Source organism: Flavobacterium sp. UBA5153 (genome assembly GCA_002413745.1).
Taxonomy (GTDB): domain Bacteria; phylum Bacteroidota; class Bacteroidia; order Flavobacteriales; family Flavobacteriaceae; genus Flavobacterium.
The window spans coordinates 137,081-158,194 of sequence record DHXP01000031.1; the positions used below are offsets into that span (position 1 = coordinate 137,081).

Annotated in this window: 20 protein-coding genes and 1 pseudogene; 15 read left to right on the forward strand and 6 right to left on the reverse strand. The window is 36.2% G+C overall.

Annotated elements, in window-relative coordinates; all coding sequences use genetic code 11:
* Window positions 1–16: 16 nt before the first annotated feature.
* The 5 genes from B2145_RS06835 to B2145_RS06855 form a co-directional block, all read right to left on the reverse strand.
* Window positions 17–1,336, reverse strand: a complete 1,320-nt coding sequence (locus B2145_RS06835; RefSeq protein WP_291100050.1) for a gluconate:H+ symporter — start codon at window positions 1,334–1,336, stop codon at window positions 17–19.
* A 54-nt stretch (window positions 1,337–1,390) separates the two neighbouring features.
* Window positions 1,391–2,290, reverse strand: a complete 900-nt coding sequence (gnd, locus tag B2145_RS06840) for a phosphogluconate dehydrogenase (NAD(+)-dependent, decarboxylating) (RefSeq protein WP_291100053.1) — start codon at window positions 2,288–2,290, stop codon at window positions 1,391–1,393.
* A gap of 257 nt (window positions 2,291–2,547) precedes the next feature.
* Window positions 2,548–2,961, reverse strand: coding sequence for a c-type cytochrome (locus B2145_RS06845; RefSeq protein WP_291100056.1), 414 nt, complete (start codon window positions 2,959–2,961; stop codon window positions 2,548–2,550).
* Between the two features lie 618 nt (window positions 2,962–3,579).
* A complete protein-coding gene (locus B2145_RS06850; protein WP_291100059.1) occupies window positions 3,580–5,160 on the reverse strand; it encodes an NADP-dependent glyceraldehyde-3-phosphate dehydrogenase in 1,581 nt (526 codons plus the stop codon).
* A 55-nt stretch (window positions 5,161–5,215) separates the two neighbouring features.
* Window positions 5,216–5,533 carry a rhodanese-like domain-containing protein gene (locus B2145_RS06855; protein ID WP_291100062.1) on the reverse strand — a complete coding sequence of 106 codons (318 nt, stop codon included), beginning with the start codon at window positions 5,531–5,533 and terminating at the stop codon, window positions 5,216–5,218.
* Window positions 5,534–5,961: 428 nt separating this feature from the next.
* Here B2145_RS06855 and B2145_RS06860 point away from each other — a divergent pair, with 428 nt between their 5' ends.
* The 11 genes and pseudogenes from B2145_RS06860 to trpA all read left to right on the forward strand — a co-directional run bounded on the left by B2145_RS06860 (window position 5,962) and on the right by trpA (window position 15,319).
* Window positions 5,962–6,417, forward strand: coding sequence for a MarR family winged helix-turn-helix transcriptional regulator (locus B2145_RS06860; RefSeq protein WP_291100065.1), 456 nt, complete (start codon window positions 5,962–5,964; stop codon window positions 6,415–6,417).
* 16 nt (window positions 6,418–6,433) lie between these two features.
* A complete protein-coding gene (locus B2145_RS06865) occupies window positions 6,434–7,066 on the forward strand; it encodes an NAD(P)H-dependent oxidoreductase (RefSeq protein WP_291100068.1) in 633 nt (210 codons plus the stop codon).
* A 28-nt stretch (window positions 7,067–7,094) separates the two neighbouring features.
* Window positions 7,095–7,661, forward strand: a complete 567-nt coding sequence (locus B2145_RS06870; protein ID WP_291100070.1) for a YceI family protein — start codon at window positions 7,095–7,097, stop codon at window positions 7,659–7,661.
* 428 nt (window positions 7,662–8,089) lie between these two features.
* On the forward strand, window positions 8,090–9,490 hold the full coding sequence (locus tag B2145_RS06875) for an anthranilate synthase component I family protein (protein WP_291100072.1): 1,401 nt from the start codon (window positions 8,090–8,092) through the stop codon (window positions 9,488–9,490).
* A gap of 103 nt (window positions 9,491–9,593) precedes the next feature.
* Window positions 9,594–10,160 carry an anthranilate synthase component II gene (locus B2145_RS06880; RefSeq protein WP_291100075.1) on the forward strand — a complete coding sequence of 189 codons (567 nt, stop codon included), beginning with the start codon at window positions 9,594–9,596 and terminating at the stop codon, window positions 10,158–10,160.
* A 102-nt stretch (window positions 10,161–10,262) separates the two neighbouring features.
* Window positions 10,263–11,255, forward strand: a complete 993-nt coding sequence (gene trpD / locus B2145_RS06885; RefSeq protein WP_291100078.1) for an anthranilate phosphoribosyltransferase — start codon at window positions 10,263–10,265, stop codon at window positions 11,253–11,255.
* 115 nt (window positions 11,256–11,370) lie between these two features.
* Entirely contained in the window at window positions 11,371–12,168 is a 798-nt protein-coding gene (gene trpC, locus B2145_RS06890) for an indole-3-glycerol phosphate synthase TrpC (RefSeq protein WP_291100081.1), read from the forward strand.
* 74 nt (window positions 12,169–12,242) lie between these two features.
* Window positions 12,243–12,809 (forward strand): annotated as a pseudogene (locus B2145_RS17605) (phosphoribosylanthranilate isomerase); the annotation flags it as partial.
* A gap of 51 nt (window positions 12,810–12,860) precedes the next feature.
* Window positions 12,861–14,042, forward strand: a complete 1,182-nt coding sequence (gene trpB / locus B2145_RS17610) for a tryptophan synthase subunit beta (RefSeq protein WP_349677746.1) — start codon at window positions 12,861–12,863, stop codon at window positions 14,040–14,042.
* A 25-nt stretch (window positions 14,043–14,067) separates the two neighbouring features.
* A complete protein-coding gene (locus tag B2145_RS06900; RefSeq protein ID WP_291100087.1) occupies window positions 14,068–14,388 on the forward strand; it encodes a gamma-glutamylcyclotransferase family protein in 321 nt (106 codons plus the stop codon).
* Window positions 14,389–14,557: 169 nt separating this feature from the next.
* Entirely contained in the window at window positions 14,558–15,319 is a 762-nt protein-coding gene (gene trpA / locus B2145_RS06905) for a tryptophan synthase subunit alpha (RefSeq protein WP_291100090.1), read from the forward strand.
* Window positions 15,320–15,522: 203 nt separating this feature from the next.
* Here the strand turns inward: trpA and B2145_RS06910 are convergent, their stop codons facing one another.
* On the reverse strand, window positions 15,523–16,080 hold the full coding sequence (locus B2145_RS06910; RefSeq protein ID WP_291100093.1) for a DUF4494 domain-containing protein: 558 nt from the start codon (window positions 16,078–16,080) through the stop codon (window positions 15,523–15,525).
* 356 nt (window positions 16,081–16,436) lie between these two features.
* Between B2145_RS06910 and B2145_RS06915 the strand changes: the two genes are divergently transcribed.
* The 4 genes from B2145_RS06915 to B2145_RS06930 are packed head-to-tail and all read left to right on the forward strand — an operon-like array spanning window position 16,437 to window position 21,113.
* Window positions 16,437–17,063, forward strand: coding sequence for a TetR family transcriptional regulator (locus tag B2145_RS06915; protein WP_291100096.1), 627 nt, complete (start codon window positions 16,437–16,439; stop codon window positions 17,061–17,063).
* Complete coding sequence (locus B2145_RS06920; protein ID WP_291100098.1) at window positions 17,053–18,393, forward strand: TolC family protein; 1,341 nt, start codon at window positions 17,053–17,055, stop codon at window positions 18,391–18,393. Before B2145_RS06915 ends, B2145_RS06920 begins: the two co-directional genes overlap by 11 nt.
* Window positions 18,394–18,406: 13 nt before the next feature.
* Window positions 18,407–19,486: an HlyD family secretion protein gene (locus B2145_RS06925; protein ID WP_291100101.1), complete on the forward strand. Its 1,080-nt coding sequence runs from the start codon at window positions 18,407–18,409 to the stop codon at window positions 19,484–19,486.
* 55 nt (window positions 19,487–19,541) lie between these two features.
* Window positions 19,542–21,113 carry a DHA2 family efflux MFS transporter permease subunit gene (locus tag B2145_RS06930; protein WP_291100104.1) on the forward strand — a complete coding sequence of 524 codons (1,572 nt, stop codon included), beginning with the start codon at window positions 19,542–19,544 and terminating at the stop codon, window positions 21,111–21,113.
* Window position 21,114: the final 1 nt, after the last annotated feature.

Here is a 21,114-nt window from a genome sequence, read left to right on the forward strand (position 1 = left end):
ATTCAAAATTGCCTTGTTATCCCACAAATAAATTCAGAACTAATACTCCTATCAATCCCATAGTTCCCACAATAGTTTCCATGACTGTCCACGTTTTGAATGTATCAGAAATGCTAATCCCAAAATATTCTTTAAACATCCAAAAACCAGTGTCATTTACATGAGAACACATTAAACTTCCTGCTCCGATGGACAGTACCATCAATTCTGGACTTATGCCTGAACTAACCACCAAAGGCTGGACAATACCTGCCGCCGTTAATCCCGCTACTGTTGCTGAACCCAATGCAATGCGAATGATTGTAGCGATAAGCCATCCCAACACCAATGGGGAAAGGGTTGAATCTTCAAAAAAAACAGCTAAATCTTTGCCAATTCCGCTATCTATAAGTAGTTGTTTAAAAGCACCGCCAGCTGCAATAATCATAATAATCATTGTAGCTGAATTCAGGGCCGAACTGGATTTATCCATAATATCCTGCATCTTTCGTCCACGTTTTATACCTAAAAAAACGACTGCAAACAATACCGCAATAAGCATTGAAGTTGTTGGATTTCCAATGAATCCGAGTATATGACGCAATGAAGATGCTGTTGGCAAGATTAATTCGCTTGTTGTTGCCAATGCCATTAAGATAACAGGAATTAGAGCAGTCAGAAAACTAATGCCGAAAGAAGGCATTTCGTTTTCAGGGAGTGTTTTACTTTCGAATAATCCTTTGGGTGGATTGGCGACAATTTTCTTAATGAATTCTGGAAAAACAATCCCCGCAATCCCTAAAGTAGGAATGGCTATTACTAATCCATAAAGTAAGGTTTTGCCAATATCGGCTTTAAAGATTACGGCAATGGCTGTTGGTCCCGGATGAGGTGGTAAAAAACCGTGTGTCACCGAAAGTGCCGAAGCCATAGCAATTCCCAGATAAATAATGGGTTGTTTGGTACTTTTTGCTACAGCAAAAACCACTGGAATCAATATCACAAAACCAGCATTGTAAAACATGGATATTCCTACGGCAAAACTGGTAAGTAACATAGCCCATTTGATGTGTTTAATACCAAAAAACTGAATCATTATCAAACTAATCCGTTGCGCAGCACCACTATCTGAAAGAATATTTCCTAATATAACTCCTAAAGCGATGATCAATACCAAAGAACCTAACGTGCTTCCGATTCCTTGTTGAAGAGAGTCAATAATATCAGGAAAGAGCATGCCCTTAGCAATTCCTACAAAAAAAGAAGCGATTATCAATGAAATGAAAGCATTGAGTTTTATTGCGGAAATCAAAACAAGTAATAAAATGATACTTGCAATTAAAATCAATATAGACATATTTTTGAATTTGAAATTATACTTCGATTTGTTTAAAAATGACTGTTATTTACATTAGTCATTCGTTTCCACTGCATGACCACCAAATTCATTACGAAGTGCTGCCACTACTTTTCCGGAGAAGGTATCCTGCATTTGGGAACGGTAGCGCATCATTATCGAAAGGGCAATCACAGGAGTTGGGACACCTAAGTCTAATGCCGTTTCCAGTGTCCATTTTCCTTCACCGGACGAGTGCATAATTCCTTTAATGCTGTCTAAATGTGGATCTTTTGAAAAGGCGTTTTCTGTTAATTCCATCAACCAGCCACGCACTACGGAACCATGATTAAACAATTTGGCTGTTTTTTGAAAATCAATATCAAATTCAGAATGTTCGAACACTTCGAAACCCTCAGCGATGGACTGCATCATACCATACTCGATACCGTTGTGAACCATTTTGGTAAAATGCCCGCTGCCTGCAGCACCCGTATATAAATGACCATTTTCTACTGAAATGTCTTTGAAAACTTGCGCTACATATTCAAACACATCTTTGTCTCCGCCAATCATCGTGCAGGCACCGTTCAGTGCACCCGAAGTGCCACCCGAAGTGCCACAATCCAAAAAGTCGACACCCTGTTCTTTGAGTTGGGAATAGCGGCGTTTGGAATCTTTATAGTTTGAGTTTCCTCCGTCAATGATAATGTCACCCTTTTCTAAAAAGGGAATTAAGGAAGTGATAACTGTATCCACAATTTCTCCAGCGGGCACCATCAACCAAATGACTTTTCGTCCATTCAGTTTTTGACATAATTCGGCTACCGAATGAGCTGTACTAATTCCTTTCTGACTTATTTTTTCAACGAAGTCTGCATTCACATCATTCGCTACTACTTCGTATCTATTTCTCTGTAAGTTAAGGGCAAGGTTGAAGCCCATTTTTCCTAGTCCTATAATTCCAATTTGCATTGTTGGTAAGTTTTAAAAGTAATTTAAAGAAACCGATGATAACATTTTCCGGTAAAAATATTGGTTTTAATTTATTTAATAGTTGTTGGTTATAAGAAATATTTAATCTTATGAAAATTAATATTTTAATCTAATTTAAAAAGTGTTAATTAATTCCATTTATTCCATAGACTTATTTGAAAATGAATAAAAAAAAGCCTTGAAAACCATATGATTCAAGGCTTTTTTTATTTACCAAAGCAGTAAATTTTATGCTTTTATTTTTTTTTCTTATTTACTTCCAGTTCTCTAATGTAATTTACCAACTTCCATCGTTGATCTTCCGTCAATAACTCTTCATAAGTCGCCATTGGAGCTTTTCCATGGGTTATTTTCCAGAAAATGTTACCATCAGTTTCATTTACAACTTTTAAAGCGAGAAAATCCGCTGGTTTTCGCTCAAGGCTTAATCCAGCTTCACCATTACCTTCCCCTGTTAGACCGTGGCATAAAACACACATCTGGTTAAAAATTCTCTTTCCATCGGCTGTGGCGTTTGAATTTCCTTTAAATGGATTTTTTGGGGAATTTGAATATTCTGGAGCTGACCAACTGCTGGGTTGAGCAACGATTTCATTACTCCCAATAATTATCAATGCTATTACTATTAATACTGAACAATTTTTTTTCATTGGATTAAAGTTTAGATTAAGTATAGTAAAGTTACCATAGTTTTTTGAAAAATAAAATGATATTTATCACAAATTAATTAAAAATTCAAATTAATTAAACAATTTAACCAAATTAAGAATTTGATTTGGATAAAAAACTGTTGCGGCTTACTTTTTATAAAAAAAAATCAACTGCAAAATATAATTCGTACTGATAAAATTGGATTCTTTTCTATTTAATACTATTATTAACCCGTTGGGTGCAATTAATAGAAATTTCAAATTGTACTAAAATATAAAATTTTAACGCATAGATTCATAGAAAAAAGAACTAGATAGACCAATTCTTGGTTGCGCATAGCTATGTTTTGCTATACAAAAGTGAAACGTCTATACAAAATCATTAAAAACTATGTTTCTATGTGTTAAAAAATAATCAAATTTGAATTACACCCAACGGGTTATTATTATATTCATTCCCTTTGAAGCTACAAAGTAAAAAATAAATTTTATCTTCCTAATTAAGTATACAGCCTGTCTTTTTATCCTATTATTCAAATAGTTCCATTCCATATTCGAATTCATAAAAAAAACCGCAACAGTCATAAACTGTTGCGGTTCCTATTTAAAAAAAATCAATTACAAAATATAATCCGTATTGATGAAATTTGATTCTTTGCTGTTCAATAATTCCTGTAAAATTTTGTTGTTGTAATCAATGTCTTTTGAAGCCACAAAGGTTCTAATAGAGAACGATCGCAACGCATCGTGAATACTTAAAGTCCCCACAGCAGAATCTTTCCTTCCCGTAAACGGAAATACATCAGGCCCTCTTTGGCAAGAACTATTCAAGTTCACTCTACAAACCAAATTGACCAAAGTATCAATAAGCGGTGCAATAGTCTTTATATTTTGACCAAACAAACTTACCTGTTGACCATAATTAGACTCAGCCATATCGTTTAATGGTTCTTGAATGTTTTTGAAAGAAATAATTGGCACAACCGGACCAAACTGTTCTTCATGATACACACGCATTTCCTTATTTATTGGATACAAAACAGCCGGAAAGATAAAATTATCTGAAAGCTCTCCCCCTTTTGCGTTAATAACTTTTGCCCCTTTACTTGTGGCATCATCAATCAATTCTTGGATATAAGCGGGCTTGTCTTTTTCCGGTAAAGGAGTAAGAAAGACTGATTTGTCCCAAGGATTTCCAAAAGTTAGTGCATCCACTTTGGCAGCAAATCGCTTATTAAATTCATCCGCGATAGTTTCATGAACATATAATATCTTCAATGCCGTACAACGCTGCCCATTAAAGGATAAAGATCCTGCAACGCATTCCTGAATAGCCAAATCTAAGTTAGCATCCGGTAAAATTATCGCTGGGTTTTTTGCCTCTAACCCTAATACTAAACGCAATCTATTTTTGTTGGGATGCAAATCTTGCAAAGCAATCGCCGATTTACTATTCCCGATTAAAGCCAAAATAGAAACCCGCCCCGATTTCATAATTGGTGAAGCTACCTCACGACCACGACCATATAATATATTGATTACTCCTTTTGGAAAACTGCTTCTAAAAGCCTCCAATAAGGGCGAAATTAATAAAACTCCATGTTTGGCTGGTTTAAAAATAACAGGATTTCCCATAATTAATGCCGGAATCAACAAAGAAAAGGTTTCATTCAAAGGATAATTATAAGGCCCAAGGCATAATACAACACCTAGCGGACCTCTTCGTACCATGGCATTTATACCTTGTACTTTACTAAATCGAGCACTGCGGCTGTTTAATTCTTTGTAACTTTCAATAGTATCATAAATATATTCTACGGTTCTGTCAAATTCTTTTTCTGAATCACCCAATGATTTACCAATTTCCCACATCAAAAGCTTAACCACTTCACTTCGGGTCGCTTTCATTTGTGTGACAAAATTATCCATACATTTTATGCGATCCACCACTTTCATTGTAGGCCACAAACCTTGCCCCTTATTGTATGCGGCATCTGCGGCATCAACGGCTTCCATGGCTTCTTTTTCTCCCATAAAAGGGATTGAACCCAACAAAGTAGGTTCGTATTTTTCGGTAGACGAAATCGTGGAAAAAACAGATGTGGTTTGTCCTGTCCATTTTTTTAATTCACCGTCGACTAAATAAGTGTCTTGAATAAGTAGTGAGCTAATTTGAAATTCTTGTGGTATTGTATTCATTATAAAAGTGTTATGTTTTTTATTTTAAAATATAAAAAAGAGGCGCACACCTCCTTTAATCTTCCGGATAAACTATATCTCCACTCCATTCTATAATTCCTCCAAGTAAATTATAGGCATGGTCAAAACCCAATTCGTCCATGATTTCACATGCCTGTTCACTCCTGATACCTGAGCGACAGTATACATAATAATTCTTGGTTTTATCTAATGCTTCCAGTTTTTTAATAAACTCATATCCTTCGTAAATATCCATAATTATGGCATTCGGAATAATTCCGTCATTGCACTCCTCTTCGGTTCTTACATCCAATATTACTGAATTTTCATCAGCCTCAAGTTGAGAAACCCATTCTTCTTGTGTTAAATTCATTATATAGTTTTTGGTAAAAATACAATGTTTTTGCCTAACAATAATCGACACAATTGTTAATTAGACAATAATTTGAAGAAAACGTTTTCGCATAAACGTAAAATACAATAAATTATGAATTTATCAAATAAATCACAAAATAATTGATTAAACATACCAATGATACTGTTACATTATTTTTTATTCATATTTATTACTAATTTACACATTGAACAATTCATTTAAAACACACTCTTTTTGGATAAATTTTCCATAAATTTAATTCAAATTAATTTTATGTATTAGCCAAAAAAATAGCACACAATCTTTGCGGCAAAATTTTAATATTACATTTATAAAAATTATTTATATAAAAAAATTATCAAAACATTTGTACATACAAACAAAATTATTGTATATTTGTATCTACAAATTACATATATACAAATATGAAGATTGAAGAAGAAATAAAAAGCACAATCCCATTAGATAATTCCAAAAAAATTATCTTGAATGTCTTGTATACGCAAAACGTGATCACTGATAGATTTAATGAAATATTGAAGCCCTATGAATTGTCGGGAGAGCAATATAATGTATTGAGAATATTAAGAGGTCAAAAAGGAAATCCGGCAAATATGTTCGTTATACAGGAACGCATGTTGGCCAAAACAAGCAATACCACTCGATTAGTCGATAAATTATTATTAAAAAAATTGGTGACACGAAACGTTTGCCCTGAAAATAGAAGGAAAATAGAAGTCTTAATCACTCCAAAAGGGTTAGACGTTTTAACCGAATTGGATCCCAAAGTAATAGAACACGAACAATTTTTTTCAAAAAATTTGAATCCGGAAGAATTGGAACAATTAAATCAATTATTAGAAAAATACAGAAATCAATAAACATAAATCACAAACTATGAGTCATTTTTTAAACAATCAAAACTGGAGATATGCAACAAAGAAATTTGATGCTGCCAAAAAAATTTCAACCGAAGATTTAAATACTCTAAAAGAGGCAATTAGATTAAGTTCTTCTTCTTTTGGTTTACAACCTTACAAAGTAATTATTGTGGAAAATCCTGAATTGAGAGCAAAATTACAACCTGCATGCTGGGGACAATCTCAAATTGTTGATGCTTCCCATTTAATCGTTTTTGCAAACCAAACTAATATTGGAGATAGAGAAATCGATTCCTACCTGAAAAATGTTAGTGAAACCAGAAGCATTCCAAGTGAATCTTTGGCGGGTTATGGTGACTTCATGAAATCTAATATTACCTCTCTTTCTGAAGATGCCAAAAACATCTGGACATCTAAACAAACCTATTTGGCTCTAGGAAATTTATTAAATGCCGCAGCCGAATTGAAAATAGATGTCACTCCAATGGAAGGTTTTGTTCCGGCACAAGTAAATGAAATATTAGGATTAGACAAATTGGGGCTTAACGCATCTTTAATGGCAACATTGGGCTACAGACATGCAGAAGACGCAACGCAACATCACAAAAAAGTCAGAAAGTCTAATGAAGAATTATTTATCACACTTTAATTATTAATTCACAAACAAATTTAACACAATGAAAAACTTAAAATCAATTGCATTAGCATTAGTAATAGTTTTATCTACTTTATCAGTAACAGCCCAAACCAAGAAAGTTGACACTTCAAAAAGTTCAATCAACTGGTTAGCAAAAAAAGTGACCGGACAACATAATGGAACCATAAATCTGAAGGATGGCGCTTTAGTTTTCAAAGGGAAAAAATTAGTTGGCGGAACTTTCTCCGTTGATATGACAAGCATAAATGATCTTGATTTAACCGGAGATTACAAAGGAAAACTGGAAGGTCACTTAAAATCTGACGACTTTTTTGCTGCTGAAAAATTCCCAACCTCAACACTTGTTTTCAAAACTATTGCCGCAAAAAGCAAAGATAATTATACTGTAACCGCTGATTTGACCATAAAAGGAATTACAAATCCAGTTACTTTTGACATAGCTGTCACCGAAAATTCTGCTACTGCCAATTTAAAAATTGACAGAACAAAATATGACATCAAATTCAGGTCAACCAATTTCTTTGAAAACCTGGGAGACAAGGCAATCTATGATGATTTTGAGTTAACTGTAGCTTTAAAATTCTAATTTCAAATACAATCTTCTACAAAATCCCAACGAGAAATTGTTGGGATTTGTTTTTTTAATTGCATTTCAGCACATAAAAACATAACAAAATCATAAAAAATAGTATTTTTTGTTTATTCTGTTTGGATAATCAAATTTCATTTATATATTTGTGGCAAGAAATCATGAAATGAGCATAAAGAAAATTCATCGCTAACACTGATGAAAATATGCGAATTCCATATTCCTTTAAAGAAAAATATTAGATTCGTATGAAAACAATTACAAACAATACTTGGTGGTGGAACAATTTACGTCAAACGTCGTGAACAAAGCTCCTGTAGTATTAAAACTATAAATATAAAAGGCTTGTCATCACGACAGGCCTTTTTTTATGCTCATCAGTACTGACAAGTCGCGAGTTGTCTTTATCAAAAAACAAAAATGAAATGAAAACATTTACACTAAATACAAATTACAAACAAATCCTTGCCGATACGATAACTCCCGTGAGTGTGTATTTTAAAATTCGGGATCAATTTCCCAACAGCTTGCTGCTGGAAAGTAGCGATTATCACGGCAATGACAACAGTTTTTCCTATATCTGCTGCAATCCGATTGCTTCCATAAAAATTGAAAACGAAACCATCCTCAAAACCTATCCCGACGGAAGTTTTGAGAAAATTGCCATTGATGCGAATACCAATATCCCGCAAGTAATTCAGGAATTTTCGGGACAATTCAAATCCGAGAAAAACGATTTCAAATTCATAACCAATGGATTGTTTGGTTACATATCCTATGATGCCGTTCGTTATTTCGAAAAAGTAACTATCGCCAAAAAAGACAACAGTATTTCTATTCCAGATATCTATTATGCTGTTTACCAAAACATCATAGCCATCAATCATTTTAAAAACGAAGCTTATATTTTCTGTCACAGTTTAGACGGGAAAAATAATATTTCGGAAATCGAGCAATTATTACAATCCAGAAATATTGCTTCCTATAAATTTTCGAAAGAAGGAGAAGGTTTTTCGAATTTGACAGACGAAGAATTCAAGCATAATGTGGCTTTGGCCAAAAAACATTGTTTTAGAGGCGATGTGTTTCAATTGGTTTTGTCCCGACGATTTACCCAAGATTTCAAAGGAGACGAATTTAATGTTTATAGAGCGTTGAGAAGCATCAATCCTTCGCCTTATTTGTTCTTTTTTGATTATGGCGATTTCAAAATATTTGGTTCCTCTCCCGAAGCCCAAATTATTGTCAAAAACCGTAAAGCCGAAATTCATCCTATCGCCGGAACTTTCAAAAGAACGGGAGATGACGAGCAAGATGCCATTCTTGCCAAAGAATTATCCATAGATAAAAAAGAAAATAGCGAACACGTAATGTTGGTCGATTTGGCCAGAAACGATTTAAGCCGAAATGGTCACGATGTAAAAGTGGAAAAATATAGAGAAGTGCAATTTTTCTCCCACGTAATTCATTTGGTTTCAAAAGTGACAGGACATTTGCACGAAAAAGCCACAACAATGCAAGTCGTTGCCGACACTTTTCCGGCAGGAACTTTGAGCGGTGCCCCAAAACACAGAGCGATGCAACTCATTGAAGAATATGAAAAAACCAATCGGAATTTTTATGGTGGAGCCATCGGTTTTATGGATTTCGAAGGGAATTTTAATCACGCCATCATGATTCGAACTTTCCTCAGCAAAAATCATCAGTTGCATTACCAAGCCGGAGCCGGAATCGTGGCGAGTTCTGATGAAGAAAGCGAAATGCAGGAAGTGTATAATAAATTGAGAGCGCTGAATGCGGCTTTGGATTTGGCAGAAACAATTTAAAATAATTTAAAACAATTTAAAGATTTAATAATTTAAGAATTTAAAGATTGCTGAAACACTAGAATTTTTCAATCTTTAAATCTTTCAATTTTTCAATAAAAAAATGAAAAAAATACTAGTCATAGACAATTACGATAGTTTCACCTACAATTTGGTGCATTATCTTGAAGATTTAGATTGCGAAGTAACCGTTTACAGAAACGATGAATTTGATATTGACGAAATTGCAATCTTCGATAAAATATTGCTTTCTCCTGGCCCTGGAATTCCGGATGAAGCTGGGTTATTGAAAGCCGTAATTGCCAAATATGCCCCGACCAAAAGCATTCTTGGCGTGTGTCTTGGACAACAGGCAATCGGAGAAGTTTTTGGAGGAACGCTTTCGAATTTGGACAAAGTGTATCACGGCGTGGCCACAATGGTGAAAACATCGGTTGATGATGAGCTTTTATTTGAAGGTTTAGGAAATGAGTTTGAGGTGGGACGCTACCACTCTTGGGTTGTCGACGCTAATTTGCCTGATGTTCTCGAGGCTACGTCCTTCGACGAAAATGGACAAGTAATGTCCTTGCGACACAAAACTTTCGATGTGCGTGGCGTACAATTTCATCCCGAAAGCGTGTTGACACCAAACGGGAAAAAGATTTTAGAAAATTGGGTTAAATCCTAGTTGGCTGTGTTCATTCGCAGTTTACAGATTTTAGATAAAAATAATTAATGCAAATCGCAGAAAAAAATCTGCAATAATCAGTTAAAATCCGCGTCCCATTATATGAAAACCATATTAAACAGACTTATCAATCACGAAATGCTTTCGAAGGAGGAAGCAAAAAACGTATTGGTCAATATCTCCAACGGAAGTTATAATCCGAGTCAAATTGCGGCATTTCTTACCGTATATATGATGCGAAGCATCAGCATCGAAGAGCTTTCCGGTTTTCGAGAAGCCTTGTTAGATTTATGCATTCGGGTAGATTTATCAGCCTATAACACCGTCGATTTGTGTGGAACCGGTGGTGATGGCAAGGACACTTTCAACATTTCCACTTTGGCATCATTTGTCACAGCTGGTGCAGGAATAAAAGTGGCGAAACACGGTAATTATGGCGTTTCTTCCATTTCGGGTTCCAGTAATGTGATGGAAAAATTAGGCATCAAATTTAGTAATGACAATGATTTTCTGGAAAAATGTATCGACAAAGCCGGGATTTGTATTTTGCACGCACCATTGTTTCACCCTGCCATGAAAAACGTAGGGCCCATCCGAAAAGAATTGGGTGTAAAAACATTTTTCAATATGTTGGGGCCAATGGTAAATCCGTCGTTTCCAAAAAACCAATTGGTGGGTGTTTTTAATTTGGAACTGGCCAGAATCTACGCCTATTTATACCAAAATACCGACATAAATTTCACCATTCTGCATTCATTGGATGGTTATGACGAAATCTCCTTGACTTGTCCGACCAAAACTATTTCGAATACAATAGAGGGAATGTTAACCCCTGAGGATTTTGGAGTTCGCCTTTTGGCGCAAAGCGAAATCGAAGGCGGTAAAACCATCGAAGAATCGGCACAACTATTTACCAATATCATTTCCGGAAAAGGAACCGAAGCCCAAAACAATGTGGTTTGTGCCAATGCCGCAATGGCCATTGCAACGGTTACAAAATGCACGCCATTGGAGGGCTTTGAATTGGCAAAAGAAAGTTTACTTTCAGAAAAAGGTCTCGCGGCATTGAATACTTTGAAAGAATTGAGTAAATAAAATGGTTTAAAGTTTAAGGTTTAAAGTTGTTGGAATGTATTATTTACCTTTAAACAATTTTAAGAATATTGCACAACTTTAAACTTTAAACAAAGAAAACTTTAAACAAAAATTAATGAACATACTCGATAAAATTATAGTTGACAAAAAAAGAGAAGTGATTCTCAAAAAATCAATCATTCCCGTTTCGCAATTGGAAGCTTCGGCGTTGTTCGAAAGAGAAACTATTTCTTTAAGTAAAAACTTAAGAAACAGCAATTCGGGAATCATTGCCGAGCACAAACGTCGTTCTCCTTCAAGAGCAGAAATAAATTATAGTTTCACCGTTGAAGAAGTTGTCAAAGGCTATGAAAATGCCGGTGCTTGCGGAATTTCGGTTTTGACGGACGGCAAATACTTCGGTGGTTCTTTGGACGATTTACTTTTGGCAAGAGCTTCGGTGCACCTTCCGCTGTTGCGAAAAGAATTCATAGTTGACGAATATCAAATCTTGGAAGCAAAGGCGTACGGAGCCGATTTAATTTTGCTAATCGCGGCGGTTTTGACAAGAGATGAAATCAAATCCTTATCGGAATTTGCTAAAAGTTTAGGTTTGGAAGTCTTATTGGAAGTTCATAATTTAGAGGAATTAGATAAATCGATAATGCCAACCTTGGATATGATTGGCGTGAACAACCGAAACCTAAAAACATTCGAAGTTAGTTTGGATTTCAGCAAGCAATTGGCGTCGCAAATACCGGATGAATTCGTGAAAGTTTCCGAAAGCGGCATTTCGTCTATTGAAGCCATCAACGAACTAAAACCTTATGGATACAAAGGATTTCTGATAGGTGAAAACTTTATGAAAACGAAAAATGCGGGTGAAGCAGCAACAGAATTTATAAATAATTTAAACACAAATTTCACAAATTAACACAAATTCAATCTGTGAAAATCCGTGAAATCTGTGGCAAAAAAACAAAAAAAATGAAACTCAAAATCTGCGGAATGAAATATCCCAAAAATATTACAGAAGTGGGTTCACTCCTACCCGATTATATGGGCTTTATATTTTGGGAGAAATCGGCTCGATATTTTGATGGAATCATGCCTGATTTACCAAAATCAATTCAAAAAGTAGGCGTTTTTGTAAATGCTTCGTCTTCTGAAATTTTAGAAAAAATAGAAAAATACAATTTGCAAGCGATTCAATTACACGGTCAGGAATCTGTAGAATTTTGTTTAGATTTGAAGAATAAAATTGGAACAAAAATTAAAATCATAAAAGCCTTCTCGGTTAATGAGGATTTTGACTTCGCTATTTTGAAACCTTTTGAAGACGTTTGTGATTATTATCTTTTTGATACCAAAGGAAAATTACCCGGCGGAAACGGAATCACTTTCGATTGGAAGGTGCTAAAAAATTATCCGTCGACAAAACCATTTTTTCTAAGTGGCGGCATCGGATTAGACGAAATCAGCGCCCTAAATGAAATTTTGAAAACCAATTTACCCATACACGCCATTGATATAAACAGTAAATTTGAAATAGAACCCGGATTAAAAAATGTACAATTATGTAGAGACGTTGCATTGCAACGTCCCTACGAAATAAAAAATAAAAATATGTCATACAACGTCAACGAAAAAGGCTATTACGGAGAATTTGGCGGAGCCTACATCCCCGAAATGCTATATCCAAATGTAGAGGAATTACGCCAACAATACCTAAAAATTACGGCGGAACCCGAGTTCCAAGCCGAATTTAATGCGCTGTTAAAAGATTATGTAGGTCGCCCTACTCCGCTTTATTTTGCCAAACGGTTATCCGAAAAATACAACACTAAAATCTATCTGAAAAGAGAAGATTTGTGTCACACCGGCGCCCATAAAATCAATAATACTATTGGGCAAATCCTACTCGCTAAACGTTTGGGTAAAACCAGAATTATTGCCGAAACCGGTGCAGGACAACACGGCGTTGCTACCGCAACGGTATGTGCCTTAATGGGACTGCAATGCATCGTTTATATGGGCGAAATCGACATCAAACGTCAAGCGCCAAATGTGGCTCGTATGAAAATGCTGGGCGCCGAAGTTCGTCCGGCACTTTCAGGATCAAGAACGCTGAAAGATGCCACAAACGAAGCCATTCGCGATTGGATCAACAATCCCGTGGATACGTATTATATCATCGGATCTGCCGTGGGACCGCATCCCTATCCTGATATGGTTTCCCGTTTTCAAAGCGTAATTTCACAGGAAATAAAAGCCCAATTATTGGAAAAAGAAGGCCGTGAAAATCCGGATTACGTGATTGCCTGTGTGGGAGGCGGAAGCAATGCTGCCGGTGCATACTATCATTTTCTTGACGACGAAAAAGTGACACTTATTGCCGTGGAAGCCGCAGGTTTGGGAGTAGATTCCGGCGAAAGTGCCGCAACTTCCGTTTTGGGAAAAATCGGAATTATTCATGGCAGTAAAACGCTATTGATGCAGACTCCCGATGGACAAATCACCGAGCCGTATTCTATTTCTGCCGGATTGGATTATCCGGGCGTTGGCCCAATGCACGCCAATTTATTTGCAACAGGAAGAGCTAAATTCATCTCGATTACCGATGATCAAGCCATGCAATGGGGATTACAACTTTCGAAAATGGAAGGCATCATTCCAGCCATCGAAAGTGCGCATGCCTTTGCCGTTTTGGACGAAATGAAGTTCAAACCCGAAGATATTGTGGTCATCAATCTTTCGGGACGCGGCGACAAAGATTTGAATACGTATATAGATTATTTTAAATTATAATTGGGGTCTAACAAAAATTAAAACCATGATAAAATTATTCACCTACGGTACTTTGCAACATGAAGATATTCAAGAAAATCTTTTTGGACGTATTCTGCAAGGAACATCTGAAACATTAATTGGATATGCGTTACAGGAAATCCAAATCGAAGAAGAATTTGGAATAGTACAGTACGATATCCTTGTGGAAACGGGTAATCCGGAAGATACCATCAACGGAATAGTTTACGAAATTACAACCAAAGAACTTTATCAAGCGGATCTATACGAGGGATTGCATTACAAACGCGTTGAAGTGCACTTGCAATCGAACCAAAAAGCCTGGGCATACAGTGCTGTAACATAGGCTATTGAATTAATTATACCCGCTCCACAATCCCGAAATTTCGGGATTGTGGAGCAAATAACAATAACATCAAACGACCTGCAAGGTTTCTAAAACCTTGTAGGTCTTAATTGCAAAACCAAACCTACGCAGGTTTTTGAAACCTGCGTAGGTTAAAAAAGAAAATAATATGAACAGAATAAACCAAAAATTACAAGAAAACAAAAAGATACTTTCCATCTATTTTTCGGCGGGATATCCAAGTTTGAACGATACGGTACAAATCATTCAGGATTTAGAAAAAAGCGGTGTCGATATGATAGAAATCGGCTTGCCGTTTAGTGATCCATTAGCCGATGGTCCAACAATTCAAGCGAGTTCGACCCAAGCCTTGCATAACGGAATGACAACCCAGATTTTGTTTGACCAACTAAAGGACATTCGGAAAACGGTTTCCATTCCATTGATAATTATGGGGTATTTCAACCCGATATTGCAATACGGCGTGGAAAATTTCTGCAAGAAATGCGCAGAAATTGGCATCGATGGATTAATCATCCCCGATCTTCCCGTTGATGTTTATGCCGATGAATACAAAGCCACTTTTGAAAAATACGGGTTAATCAATGTGTTCTTGATTACGCCACAAACTTCTGACGAGCGCATTCGCTTTATTGACAGTGTTTCCAACGGATTTATTTATATGGTGAGCTCGGCGAGTGTTACCGGTTCCCAGTCTGGTTTTGGAAGCACACAAGAAAGTTATTTCAAACGCATTGCCGACATGAATTTGAAAAATCCCCAAATCATCGGTTTCGGAATCAGCAATCAAGAAACTTTCAATCAAGCCACGCAATTTGCCAAAGGCGCGATTATTGGCAGCGCCTTTATACAGCATTTGACAGAGAATGGTGTTTCTAGCATTGGAAAATTTGTTGGGAATATAAGATAGAGAACTATTTAGTCCATTCGCTATCAAAAAAATCCCGATATCTCGGATTTGACAACACGGAAATAGTTGTAGTGCCTATTCCAACTATCAATCCAACCTAAATGCGAATTCGCAACCTTTAAAATTCACCACCCAATTATATACAAAAAAGAGGCCTGAAAAAGCCTCTTTTAAATTTTATCACTATTGAATTTTACTTATAGCTAATAACTCTCCGCTACAACAGCAGCATCAAATTCCATTGCATCCTCCATTTCAACAGCATTATTTTCAGGCTTGGAAGCTTTTAGCGTATTAAACTTTTCTAATTGTTCTAATTCTCCTTCTTCACCAGAAAAATAAGGAAATACATCCATAATCGGAGATTCCGAAATGGCAGGAATAGTATAATCGCCCATGGTGCCATTCATCACTTGAACCGTGTTGTCAAAAGCTTCTTTGACATCGTTGGCTTGCACTAATAAATACATATTGGTCTTGCGTTCTTTACCGCTTTCTTCGTCATAAGCCAATAAAGAAACTCTAGATTTAAACCAACGATCGGCATTTTCGAAAGGATGTATCTCGGCATAATTCGCCACTTTAATATTCGTGATTTTAAACTCTTCACTAATATAGGCAGCCATTTCTTCATTAATTCTGGATTCCGCTTCGGTATAGGATAGTGCATCTACCAAATAAGGTTCGGTTGTGATTTTTTGATTTCCAGTATCATCTGTTTTTCTGTATTTTACTTTGCATTCGTACCACATTGCGCTCATAACTTTTTTTTAAGAATGCCAAAGATAGATTTTAGAGGAGAAAAAAAACATCATTCTTAAAATAGATATTCACAATTTCGAATCAGTTCCGTAAAGTTTTCTGCTTCAGGGTAGTGGGTTTAAAACCTAACTTATTTTTCAATAACTAATGATTTATTATGTCAGTCAAAAGTTGAGTGTACTTCCTTAAAGTGACTTTTCCAAAATAACAAAATCCCCTCAACATTCGTTTATCGAAAGGTTTGAGGGGATTTTTTTGACAGTCAAACCAGATGTTAAAGAAAAGTTAAAGAAAAATTAAACAGTTGTTTAATTTAAACGGTTGTTTAATTTTGATATTTTTAAAACCAAATGCATTGAAAACCGAATTCAACGACAAACAAATTGAAATTCTCGAAGTAGCCCAAACACTATTTGCCGAGAAAGGTTTTGACGGAACTTCGATTCGGGATATTTCGAAAGTGGCGAAAATCAACATCGCCATGGTTTCGTATTATTTTGGTTCGAAAGAGCGTTTGCTGGAATCCTTGATATTATTCAAAACCGCCGGCCTGAAAGTGCAATTGGAAAATTTATTGGAAGAAAACCTTGAGCCTGTTGATAAAATCGATAAACTAATCGAGCTTTACATCAATAGAATTAATTGTAACAGGGGAATTTACCGCATTCTGCATTTTGAATTATCCTCAAAAAAAAGGGTATTGGATCTTCAATCTTTTTCAGAATTGAAAAAGGTAAACTTAAAATCATTGGAACTTATTATTCAAGAAGGGCAAGCCAAAGGCGTTTTTAGAAAAGATGTCATTATTCCGCTTATAACCCCAACAATTCTTGGGACTTTCTTTCATTTTCAGATGAATAAACCCTTCTTTGAAGAAATATTAAACTTGAAAACCGAAACTCAATACAACAATTATATACAAAACGATTTGACAAAGCACATTCAACAAACCATAAAAGCCCTTTTGATATATGAAAATTAGTCAATTATTACTCTTGGGGATTTACTTTATTGGATTTTCATCAATAGATGCACAAGAAAAAACCAGCTTAACCCTCGACGAAGCCGTTAACATGGCCTGGAGCAAAAGCAATGATGTTATCTTGGGAAACACCAAAGTAAATACCAAAAAATACGAATTACAAGCGGCAAAAAATAGTCAATATCCCGATTTAAAAATAGCGGGACAATACCAAAGATTGACGAAAGCCACGATAAACCTAAAAATAAATCAAGGCAATAGTTCACAGGCTCCACCTATCGTAGATCGCTTGATGATTGGGCAAATCAATGCCAGCCTTCCCGTTTTTGAAGGTTTCAAAATACAAAACAGCATCCAAGTTTCCGAAAATCTGTATCAGGCCGAAGCAGCGACAGCTTCGCAAACGAAGGAAGAAATTGCGATGAAAGTCATAGAATATTATGCCAGTTTGTATAAGTCCCAGAAAACGCTCGAAATCCTGAAAGAAAATCAAAAACGGGCGGAACAACGCGTGTTCGATTTTAGCGAAATGGAAAAAAACGGAATTATTCCAAGAAATGATTTACTGAAATCACAATTGCAAGTTTCGAGAATACAACTTTCCATTGACGAGACGAACAACAATTTGAACATTGTAAACTATTATCTGGTTACACTTTTAAAACTACCTGCCGAAACAAAATTAGAAGTTAGAGAAAGTGATTTTTTCAATTTTAAAATGGATAATATTCCGACGGATGAAAAACCAGCACTTGAAAATCGCAAGGATTTAGAAGCGATGCGATTTGAGGAAAAGGCAAGCAAGGCAAGCATAAAAATGGCACGAAGTGCCTATTATCCTAAGATTACACTCGTTGGTGGTTACACTTCATTAGATTTGAAAAATTTGGTTACGGTTCAAAACGCAATGAATTATGGAGTTGGAGTTTCCTATGATTTGAGTGACATTCTAAAAAATGGTGCCCTGGTAAAACTGGCTGAAAGCAAATCCCTTGAAGTACAAAATTCACAAGAAATCCTAACCGACAATATCAAAATTCAGGTTGAGCAGGCCATTGAAAACTATGATTTGTCGCTAAAACAAAGCCAGGTTTACCTTCAGGCATTCGAACAGGCGTCGGAAAATTACCGGATTGTAAAAGACAAATATGACAATGGACTTTCGGACACCAATGATTTACTCGAAGCCGATGTTGATCAGCTAAATTCCAAGATCAATACCACATTGGCAAAAGCCAATATTATCCAAAAATATTACGAGCTGCTTTCGGCAACAGGACAATTATCGCAATCTTTCAATCTCCCGATAGCTATCGGGACAAAAAACTAATATAATCATTCCCATGGAAAAGAAAAAAACAAATACAAAATTCATAATCATCTTTGTGGTTTTGGTGGCTATAGGCATTACTTATGGTAGTTTCAAATACATTCATTCCTTGTCTCATGAAAGCACAGATGATGCGCAAATCGAGAAAAACATGAATCCAATTATTCCTAAAGTTTCTGGTTATGTCAACAAAGTGTATGTGAAAGACAATGCCTTTGTCAAGAAAGGAGATACCTTATTCACCATCGACACACGAGATTTTCAATTAAAAATAGAGGAGGCAAATGCCGCAATGGTGGCAGCCGAAGGTAATTTTGAAGTTGCTAAAGCTGATATTGGAAGTGCTATGGCCAGTATTTCAGTTTCTGATGCCAATATGCGTTCGGCAGGTGGAAATATTGAGTCAGCAAAAATTAGATTGGGACGAGTTACGAGCGATTACATTCGATATGATAATTTATACAAAAATCATTCCATCACCAAACAGCAATTTGAGCAAGCCTTGGCAGCAAAACAAGAAGCTGAAAATCAAGTTCGAATATTACAACAACAAGAAAAAGCAAGTTCTTATCAAAAATCGGCCATTATAGCCAAATCGAAAGTTTCAAGTAAACAAACCGAGGTTGCCGCCGCCAATATCAAAAGAGCAAAAGCCCAACTTGATGCAGCAAAACTAAATTTATCCTATACCGTTGTAACGGCTGCCATTGACGGACAGGTTTCGAAAATTGACATCCAACCGGGACAATTGGTTCAACCGGGACAATCGTTGTTTTATATTATCAATAATGCAACTGCATGGGTAATTGCCAATTTCAAGGAAACGCAATTGGACAAGATGGTCATTGGGCAAAAAGTAACCATAAAAGTGGATGCCTATCCTGATTATAAATTTGAAGGTGAAATTGCGTCCTTTTCGCCTGCAACGGGATCTGTATTTTCTTTACTGCCTCCAGATAACGCTACCGGAAACTTCGTGAAAACCATCCAACGTTTACCCGTAAAAATAAGTTTGAATGCGTCAAACGATGCCAAAAAAATAAAATTACTTCGTCCTGGGATGAATGTAAATGTTGATGTTCATTTGAATTAAAACCACCTTCTTTTAGAAAAAGACAAATAATTAATCTAAAATAGCAAAATAAACGGTGGAAGACGAATTAGTAGAATACGGTTTCAGAAGGATTATTATTACGGTAACAGCCGTACTATGTGCCTTGCTTGAAATCGTGGATACCACAATTGTAAACGTGGCTTTGAACAATATGCGAGGTAGCCTTGGCGCCACTCTTACGGATATCGCTTGGGTGATTACGGCTTATGCTATTGCCAATGTAATTGTAATCCCGATGACAAGCTGGCTTTCACAGCAATTCGGTCGACGCAATTATTTTGCGGTTTCGATTATTATTTTTACTGTTTCCTCCTTTTTATGCGGCAATGCCGATAATATATGGGAACTCGTCGCCTTCCGATTTGTTCAGGGACTTGGAGGTGGAGCCTTGTTAGTAACAGCACAAACCATCATTACCGAAAGTTATCCTGTTGCCAAAAGAGGAATGGCACAAGCTATTTATGGCATGGGAGTTATCGTGGGACCTACGCTTGGACCACCTTTGGGCGGTTATATTGTGGATCATTTTTCTTGGCCATTTATTTTTTACATCAACATTCCAATTGGGATTATCGCTACCATACTAACGCTAACGTTTGTTAAAAGCCCGAAATATGGCGACAAACTAAAAGCAAATCAAGTCGATTGGTGGGGAATTGCCTTTTTGGCAACATTCATCGGTTCCTTACAATTTGTCTTGGAACACGGGCAACAAGATGACTGGTTCAACGATAAGTTAATTTTGGGTTTAAGTATTGTATCCTTATTTGGATTGATCCTTTTTATCAAAAGAGAACTCACTTATAAACATCCTATTGTCAACTTAAAAGTGTTGAAAAACACCAATTTGAGAGTGGGAACCATCATGAGTTTCATTATGGGATTTGGTTTGTATGGCTCCACTTTTATAGTGCCCATTTACACCCAATCCGTTTTGGGTTGGAGCGCTTTGGATGCAGGTTTATTGCTAATTCCAAGTTCCATAACTACCGGAATTATGATGCCTTTTATTGGAAAAATGATTCAACGAGGTGTGCCACAAGCTTATATGGTGGCTGTAGGATTCATGATATTTTTCTTTTTTACTTTTTGGATGCACAACATAATTACGCCAAATACCAGCGCAGAAGAAATGTTTTGGCCATTAATATTAAGAGGCATCGGACTTGGATTATTGTTCGTGCCAATCACTACACTTTCCTTATCGACACTTTCGGGGAAACATATTGGAGAAGGAGCCGCTTTTACGGGTATGATGAGACAACTTGGAGGTTCTTTCGGGATTGCCATCATCACCACTTTCATTGCGATATTCAATCAAGGACACCGTGTGAATTTAATTTCACACCTTGACAAAACTTCTTTTCAAGTACAGCAAACTGTGCAGAAAATGCAACAAGGTTTTATGTCAAAAGGATTTAGTTTCAATGAATCTTTGGCAAAGGCCTATAAAGCTATCGAGTTTAAAGTTATGGTTCAAAGTTCCGTATTGACGTATATGGATGTGTTTTTGTATTTGGGTATCCTGTTTTTACTTTGCATTCCTTTCATTCTTATGATTAAAAAAGGAAAAGGGAAAATTAATCCTGCTGATGCAATGCATTAGA

Coding starts and splice junctions, on each gene's coding strand:
- B2145_RS06835 (WP_291100050.1), bottom strand. CDS start 1,336: ATGTCTATATTGATTTTAATTGCAAGTATCATTTTATTACTTGTTTTG.
- gnd (WP_291100053.1), bottom strand. CDS start 2,290: ATGCAAATTGGAATTATAGGACTAGGAAAAATGGGCTTCAACCTTGCC.
- B2145_RS06845 (WP_291100056.1), bottom strand. CDS start 2,961: ATGAAAAAAAATTGTTCAGTATTAATAGTAATAGCATTGATAATTATT.
- B2145_RS06850 (WP_291100059.1), bottom strand. CDS start 5,160: ATGAATACAATACCACAAGAATTTCAAATTAGCTCACTACTTATTCAA.
- B2145_RS06855 (WP_291100062.1), bottom strand. CDS start 5,533: ATGAATTTAACACAAGAAGAATGGGTTTCTCAACTTGAGGCTGATGAA.
- B2145_RS06860 (WP_291100065.1), top strand. CDS start 5,962: ATGAAGATTGAAGAAGAAATAAAAAGCACAATCCCATTAGATAATTCC.
- B2145_RS06865 (WP_291100068.1), top strand. CDS start 6,434: ATGAGTCATTTTTTAAACAATCAAAACTGGAGATATGCAACAAAGAAA.
- B2145_RS06870 (WP_291100070.1), top strand. CDS start 7,095: ATGAAAAACTTAAAATCAATTGCATTAGCATTAGTAATAGTTTTATCT.
- B2145_RS06875 (WP_291100072.1), top strand. CDS start 8,090: ATGAAAACATTTACACTAAATACAAATTACAAACAAATCCTTGCCGAT.
- B2145_RS06880 (WP_291100075.1), top strand. CDS start 9,594: ATGAAAAAAATACTAGTCATAGACAATTACGATAGTTTCACCTACAAT.
- trpD (WP_291100078.1), top strand. CDS start 10,263: ATGAAAACCATATTAAACAGACTTATCAATCACGAAATGCTTTCGAAG.
- trpC (WP_291100081.1), top strand. CDS start 11,371: ATGAACATACTCGATAAAATTATAGTTGACAAAAAAAGAGAAGTGATT.
- trpB (WP_349677746.1), top strand. CDS start 12,861: ATGTCATACAACGTCAACGAAAAAGGCTATTACGGAGAATTTGGCGGA.
- B2145_RS06900 (WP_291100087.1), top strand. CDS start 14,068: ATGATAAAATTATTCACCTACGGTACTTTGCAACATGAAGATATTCAA.
- trpA (WP_291100090.1), top strand. CDS start 14,558: ATGAACAGAATAAACCAAAAATTACAAGAAAACAAAAAGATACTTTCC.
- B2145_RS06910 (WP_291100093.1), bottom strand. CDS start 16,080: ATGAGCGCAATGTGGTACGAATGCAAAGTAAAATACAGAAAAACAGAT.
- B2145_RS06920 (WP_291100098.1), top strand. CDS start 17,053: ATGAAAATTAGTCAATTATTACTCTTGGGGATTTACTTTATTGGATTT.
- B2145_RS06925 (WP_291100101.1), top strand. CDS start 18,407: ATGGAAAAGAAAAAAACAAATACAAAATTCATAATCATCTTTGTGGTT.